Annotated in this window: 5 protein-coding genes and 1 pseudogene; 3 read left to right on the top strand and 3 right to left on the bottom strand. The window is 70.0% G+C overall.

Annotated elements, in window-relative coordinates; translation table 11 throughout:
- Positions 1-299 (top strand): annotated as a pseudogene (locus I0C86_RS38015) (glycoside hydrolase family 11 protein); the annotation flags it as partial.
- A 110-nt stretch (positions 300-409) separates the two neighbouring features.
- On the opposite strand, the gene I0C86_RS38010 reads toward I0C86_RS38015, so the two are convergent.
- Together I0C86_RS38010 and I0C86_RS38005 are read right to left on the bottom strand one after the other, a co-directional pair.
- Positions 410-904, bottom strand: coding sequence for a winged helix-turn-helix transcriptional regulator (locus I0C86_RS38010; RefSeq protein ID WP_196206155.1), 495 nt, complete (start codon positions 902-904; stop codon positions 410-412).
- A gap of 128 nt (positions 905-1,032) precedes the next feature.
- Positions 1,033-1,617 carry a DUF1707 SHOCT-like domain-containing protein gene (locus I0C86_RS38005; protein WP_196206154.1) on the bottom strand — a complete coding sequence of 195 codons (585 nt, stop codon included), beginning with the start codon at positions 1,615-1,617 and terminating at the stop codon, positions 1,033-1,035.
- A 146-nt stretch (positions 1,618-1,763) separates the two neighbouring features.
- On the opposite strand from I0C86_RS38005, the gene I0C86_RS38000 reads away from it, so the two are divergent.
- A complete protein-coding gene (locus tag I0C86_RS38000; RefSeq protein ID WP_196206153.1) occupies positions 1,764-3,935 on the top strand; it encodes an Hsp70 family protein in 2,172 nt (723 codons plus the stop codon).
- Between the two features lie 47 nt (positions 3,936-3,982).
- Here I0C86_RS38000 and I0C86_RS37995 read toward each other — a convergent pair whose 3' ends face one another.
- Entirely contained in the window at positions 3,983-4,351 is a 369-nt protein-coding gene (locus I0C86_RS37995; protein WP_196206152.1) for a hypothetical protein, read from the bottom strand.
- 575 nt (positions 4,352-4,926) lie between these two features.
- Between I0C86_RS37995 and I0C86_RS37990 the strand changes: the two genes are divergently transcribed.
- Positions 4,927-5,970 (top strand): LacI family DNA-binding transcriptional regulator, encoded by a 1,044-nt coding sequence (locus tag I0C86_RS37990; protein ID WP_196206151.1) that lies wholly within the window; start codon positions 4,927-4,929, stop codon positions 5,968-5,970.
- Positions 5,971-6,212: the final 242 nt, after the last annotated feature.

Below are 6,212 nucleotides of genomic sequence, written 5' to 3'. Positions count from 1 at the left end.
CCCCCACGGCCAGCAACCCCGGTAACCCGGGCGGCGGCAACTGCAGCGCGACAATCTCCGCTGGCCAGCAGTGGGGCGACCGGTTCAACCTCAACGTCTCGGTCAGCAACGCCAGCAACTGGGTCGTCACGCTCAACCTGAACGGCGGCCAGAGCCTGCAGAACAGCTGGAACGCCTCCGTCAGCGGGACGAGCGGAACAGTCACCGCCAGACCGAACGGCAGTGGCAACAACTTCGGGGTAACGATCATGGCCAACGGCAACTGGACCTGGCCGACGATCACCTGCCAGACAGGTTAACCGCGACAACTCCTGACACCGCACTGTGGCGCGGCGGCCTCGGCCGCCGCGCCACAGGCGCGTCGCCGGTGATCGCGGGGAGGATTACTCCTACCACGACGAGAGGCCGTTCAGTCCCGGGCCAACTCGGCCTCGTACGCCGCGCGTAGCCGGGCGGAGACGGACTCGCGGCCCGCCGCTCGGGGTGTCCCGAGGTGCTGCTCGCGGAGTTCGTCCATCAACTCCCCCCACAGTTCGGGGCCGCCGCGCTCCAGCAGTTCGGCGCGGACCGACAGTTCACGGGTGACGGGCAGGTGGCGTCGCCCCCACGCGCCGAGGTGCGCCATCACCGGTACGAGTTGGATGGCGGGCTCGGTGAGGCTGTAGATCACCTTCTGCTTGTGGCTGGGGTCGGGGGCACGGGTGACGAGACCGTTCCCGGTGAGTCGGTGGAGCCGGTCGGCGAGGATGTTCGACGCGATTCCCTCCTCCGAGCGGTTCAGCAGCTCGCGGAAGTGTCGGCGATCGCCGAACATCATGTCCCGGATGATCACGAGCGACCACTTGTCGCCGAGCACCTCGAGGGAGAGGTTGATCGGGCAACCCGAACGCCCCTGCTCCAGCACCGCGCACCTCCGGTCGTCAACCGATTGCAGCCTACAACCGGATGTGCGCCCGTCCAGATCCCGGACGGGGCCAGGGCCGGGCGGGCGAGCGCTGGAGTCCGTGGGACGAGCAGGCGGTCGTCGCCGCGCTACCAGCGCCAGCGCCAGAACCGGCGCTCGTAGCGCACCACCAGCGTGCCGGCGGCGGTACTGCCGGTGATGACGATGTGTGGAGTGGTCGATCCCGGCTCGGGCATCGCAGGAACCCTGATCGTCGTCGTGCCAGCGCTCGTGCTGACCCCGTCGATGTTGGCGGTTGCTCCCGGCGGCAGCACGATGGTCGTCGAGCCGGCCTGGGTGGCCAGCACGATCTCGACCATCCGGTGGCTGACGACGGCGTGCCGCAGGTCGAGTTTGACCGAGCCGGCCATGCTGTGCACCACGAGCCGACGGGGTACGGCCCACCGGCCGGTGCGCTTGATGTTTCCGGCGTGACTGCGTAGCTCGACGACGTCACTGGGCGCGCCCGTCACGACCGTGGCGGGTAGGTCGGCGACGAAGGGCTCCACGTCGCCGTAGGTTTGGGCGCGGAAAACGCCGTCGAGGCGCTCCTCGAACTCTGGGAGAGTCAGCCGGCCCTCGCCGACCGCGACGTTCAACCGGGCGACAACGCTCTCCCGGTCGGCGTCGGATATGCGTACCTTCGGCTTCGACGGAACCGCATCGCCACTCACCCGACCACCCTACGTCCCGCCCGACGGGTGTAGAAGGCCGGGCGCTTCGGGGTAACCGGTAATACCCATCCGGTGGAAACCTCGGCGGCGACCCACCTGGCAGCCGGGTGGCCAACCTCGCGGGGGAGTGGAACTAGACTCCGCTGATGCGACCTGGGGAGCCCGGCGTACTGCTGAGCATCGACTACGGTACCTCGAATACCGTGGCGGTCCTGCGGTGGCCGGATGGACGGGTCCGTCCACTGTTGTTCGATGGTTCACCGCTGCTGCCGTCGGCCGTGTACCGGACTCCCGACGGTCGGCTGCTGGTAGGGCGGGACGCGCTGCACAGCGCCCGGCTGGACCCGGCGAGCTACGAGCCGAACCCGAAACTTCGCATCGACGACGACACCGTGTTGCTGGGCCAGGCCGAAGTGCCGGTCGTGGATCTGGTGGCCGCGACGCTGCGGCTGGTCGCCGGAGAGGCGCAGCGTACTGCCGGCGCACCAGCGGCAGCGGTGACGATGACGTACCCGGCGACCTGGGCCGCGTCGCGGCGGGGGATGCTGCGCGAAGCGGCGGCGGTGGCCGGGCTCGGCGCACTGCGGCTGGTGCCGGAGCCGGTGGCGGCCGCGGCCTACTTCACCACCGTGCTGGGGCACCGGCTGGCGCCGGGCCAGCATCTGGTGGTGTACGACCTGGGGGCGGGCACGTTCGACGTTTCCGCGGTACAGCGCAGCGCGGACGGCTATCAGGTGGTGAATGTGGACGGCCTTCCCTCGTTCGGTGGGCTGGACCTGGATGCGGTGGTGGTGCAGAGGGTCGGCGCAGCGGTGGCTACGGCGCATCCTGAAGCGTGGCGACGGCTGACGAACCCGGGTGAGGCCGCTGAACGGCGAGCGTTCCGAACCTTGTGGGACGACGCACGGACGGCGAAGGAAATGCTGTCGCGGCACAGTGCGGCGGGACTCTTCGTTCCACTGCTGGAGCGGGACGTGCAGGTGAGCCGGGAGGAGTTCGAGGCCGAGGCGGGCCCTCGCCTGGAGGAGGCCGCGCGGCTGACCGCAGCGCTGGTCGAGCGGTCCGGGATCGGCCCGGACCAGCTTGCCGGGATCTTCCTGGTGGGTGGCGCGTCGCGGGTGCCGCTGGTGGCAACGACCGTACATCGGGCGACCAAGGTCGCGCCGGACGTCCTTGAGCAGCCGGAGACCGTGGTCGCCGAAGGCGCACTGCACGCCACCCCCGGCACACTCGCGGCACAGTTCGCCGGCAACGGCACAGGTGGCGACCGCGCCGGGTCCCCCGGCGCGCCGGATCGGCTGGTCGCCGGGCACCGGCAACCGATACCGGATCAGCCAGTCACGCCGAGCCAGCCGCACGAGCCGAGCCAGCCGCACGAGGCAAGTCCACCAGCCGGGCCGACGCCGACCGGGCCCCGCTCCGCGTCGTGGCCCGGATGGGCACTGCTGGCATCCGCGCCCGTTGCCGCCCTCGTGATGTGGCTGACAATCCTGACCAAGCGGGCCTTTGCGATCGGTATCCCGGTCGGCTTCGCCGTCACGCTGGTCATGGTGGCCACCGCGTCCGTCATGCTGACCCGGTCCTGGTCCGGTCGGCGATCCGCGACGGGGGCCGGGCTTCCCACTCGCCGTGACATCGTGGTCACCGGGACTGCCATGCTGGTGCTGTTCGGCACCTTCGCCAGTTTCGCAGCGGGATCGCTGATCGCGACGGTGATGCTCGGCGGCGAGCTGGTCTGGGAGAGCATGTCGCTGGGGACGCGCTTCGCGTTCGTCCTCCTCCTACCTGCCGCGATCGTCGGTGGCGCCGGCATCTGGATGATCCACCTGGGAACAGGACCAGGCTCGCCGCCGGGTCCGGAATCGATCGAGCCGCGCCCGACACGGTGGCCGGCTCTGACGCTGCTGGCCTGCGCTCCCTTTGTCTCCGTCGTGTTCTGGATGGCCAGCCTGGACGGCGAGAGATTCACAAGCTGGAGAGTCCCGGTCGGCTCCGCAATGGTGCTGGCCCTGGTGGCCACCGCGGCCGTGATGCTGGCACGGCGCTCCATCGGTCGGCGGCAGGCCCCCCACGGCCGTGGCCTCGTGGTGACCGGGGCGGGTCTGCTCACCGTGTTCGGCACGGCCGCCAGCTACGAGTTCGGCCCGGTCGTCCTCGCTCCGATACTCGTCGAGCGGGGTGTGATCACCGAGTCTCCGGTGCTGGCCTTCCTCCTGTTCGCCACCATCACCGTCACCGCCATCCTGATGCTCCGCATGGGGGAGGACCGGACCAGGATGGTCGACCATGAGAGTCAGGCGCCGCGGAACGGGCGCTGACCTGCTTTCCGAAGGCGATCGCGGCGATCCTCGACGGGTCGTCTCGGTCAGCTCGCCCGCCGCTCGGATAACTGCTCCGACTCGACCAGCGGCGGACTGTCGACGAACTCTTCTTCGTCGAGATAGGAGTCGATCAGCTCGGTCGGGGCGCCGGCCTCGAGGAGCAGGTCGACTGCGTTGATCGCGTACCAGTTGTCGGCGACCGCGTGCATGGCCGCTGCCTGGGCGAGCAGGTCTGGATCGGCGGCGAGGTCGTTGAGTTCGGCAAGGGCAACGGCCCGGACCAGGCCCTCCCGGTAGCCGCCGGCGTAATCCGTCGCGATCCGGTGCACCCGGGCGAGGATGAGACGGCGGTCGGCGGACTGGTAGGCGGCGATTCGGGCTGGGCCGCTCGTCTGGTCTCGGCTGTCATACACCTCGATATTCTATCGTACGTGTGTTCGAATCGCTGACCGTGCCGCGCGTCGGTGAGCCTTGCCCCGCTCTCTTTTCCGGCTGGTCAGCGTCGACCTTCCGCAGCCGCTGAGCGCCAACGCAACACCTCGATCAACCCGTCGAACCGCTCGACGGCAGCGGTGCCGTCCACCGCCGCCACCTGCGACGCGGCACGTCCCGATACGGAGACCAGCGGCGGACTGTGCAGTCACGGTGCAGAGACGGAGAGTGCGGCGCGTGGGGGCCGCTCCGCCGTGGCTCCGGCGAGCAGAGGCCGGAGCGGTCTGACCGCCAGCATCAGTCCGACGGCGCGGGTGGCCGTCGCGACCCCGGCCGGAGTGGACCGGCCGAGAGCTTCTCCGAATGGCCCGTCCCCGACACTTCGGGCCGGTCGGCCGGGACCGATCAGCGGGTTGAAACTCTATCATCATCGATGTAACAAACCTTGGTGAGCGGGCTCGGTGGCGTGTTCCACCGACTGGACACACGGGAGTTGCGTCCGGTGCCGCCTACCCTGGAGCCCACCACGCGCCGACGCAGTTCCCGGGAGCACATCATGAGATCCCACCGCCGTGACCCCGGACGTCCCACCCTGAGCGAGGTCGCGGCCCGGGCCGGAGTCGGGCGGGGGACCGCCTCCCGGGTGGTCAACAATTCGTCCCAGGTCAGTCCGACGGTCCGGGCCGCGGTCTGGGCGGCGGTCCGGGAACTGGGATACGTGCCGAACCGTGCCGCCCGGACCCTGGTGACCCAGCGGACCGATTCGGTGGCACTGGTCATCTCCGAGTCCGGCGAGCGGGCGTTCGGCGAACCGTTCTTCGCCGGAATCGCCCGTGGGGTCAGCGCCGGCCTGGCCGACACCCCGCTGCAACTCTGGCTGTCCTGGATCCAGTCGCCGGGCGGCCGGGAGAAGATGGAGCACCAGCTAACCGACCAGCATGTCGACGGCGTCATGTTGATCTCGCTGCACGACGCGGACCCGCTGCCGGGACTGCTGATGGATCGCGGCCTACCGACCGTCCTCGGTGGACGGCCAGCGCGGATGCTCGGCCCGGACGCCCAGCCGGCGTACTTCGTCGACGTGGACAACACCGGCGGCGCCCGGCAGGCGGTCGAGTACCTGCTCTCCATCGGACGGCGTCTGGTGGCCACCGTCGCCGGACCGCAGGACATGGGCGCCGGGGTGAGCCGCCTGGTCGGATACCGGCAGGCACTGGCCGGACAGGGGCGGCCGACCGACGAGGGCCTGATCGCGTACGGCGACTTCAGCGCGAGCAGCGGGGTGGAGGCGATGCGTCAACTGCTGGCCCGATGTCCCGGTCTGGACGCGGTCTTCGCGGCTTCGGACCTGATGGCGCTGGGGGCGATCAAGGCGCTGCATGAGGTCGGCCGGCGCATCCCGGAGGATGTCGCGGTGGTCGGATACGAGGACTCGTCCCTCGCGTTGCACGCCAATCCGCCGCTGACCTCCGTACACCAGCCGGTCATCACGATGGGCCGGGAGATGGCCCGACTGCTGGTCGCACAGATCCGTGGCGACGAGATCCCCTCGCCGGCCATCTTCCTGGACACCCACCTGGTCCTCCGGCAGTCCGCCTGACCACCGGCCGGAACGGGAGCGGCGCGGCGACCGCGAGGGCCGCCGCGCCGATGATCCGGTACGGGTGAAGCGGGCTCAGCCGGCGGTGCAGGACCTGATCTGGGGTCGGGCGCCGGAGTTGCCGTTCATCATCGTGGTGAAGCCGAACGTGTTGCCGCTGCCGTTGGAGCGCATCGTCAGCACGGTGCCGTTGCTGCTCAGGCTGGCGCTGCCGTTCCAGGTGGTGGTGATCGACTGCGGCG

Source organism: Plantactinospora alkalitolerans, assembly GCF_015690345.1.
Classification (GTDB): Bacteria; Actinomycetota; Actinomycetes; order Mycobacteriales; family Micromonosporaceae; genus Plantactinospora; species Plantactinospora alkalitolerans.
This window is presented reverse-complemented; position numbering and strand designations above follow the sequence as displayed.

Coding starts and splice junctions, on each gene's coding strand:
- I0C86_RS38000 (WP_196206153.1), top strand. CDS start 1,764: ATGCGACCTGGGGAGCCCGGCGTACTGCTGAGCATCGACTACGGTACC.
- I0C86_RS37990 (WP_196206151.1), top strand. CDS start 4,927: ATGAGATCCCACCGCCGTGACCCCGGACGTCCCACCCTGAGCGAGGTC.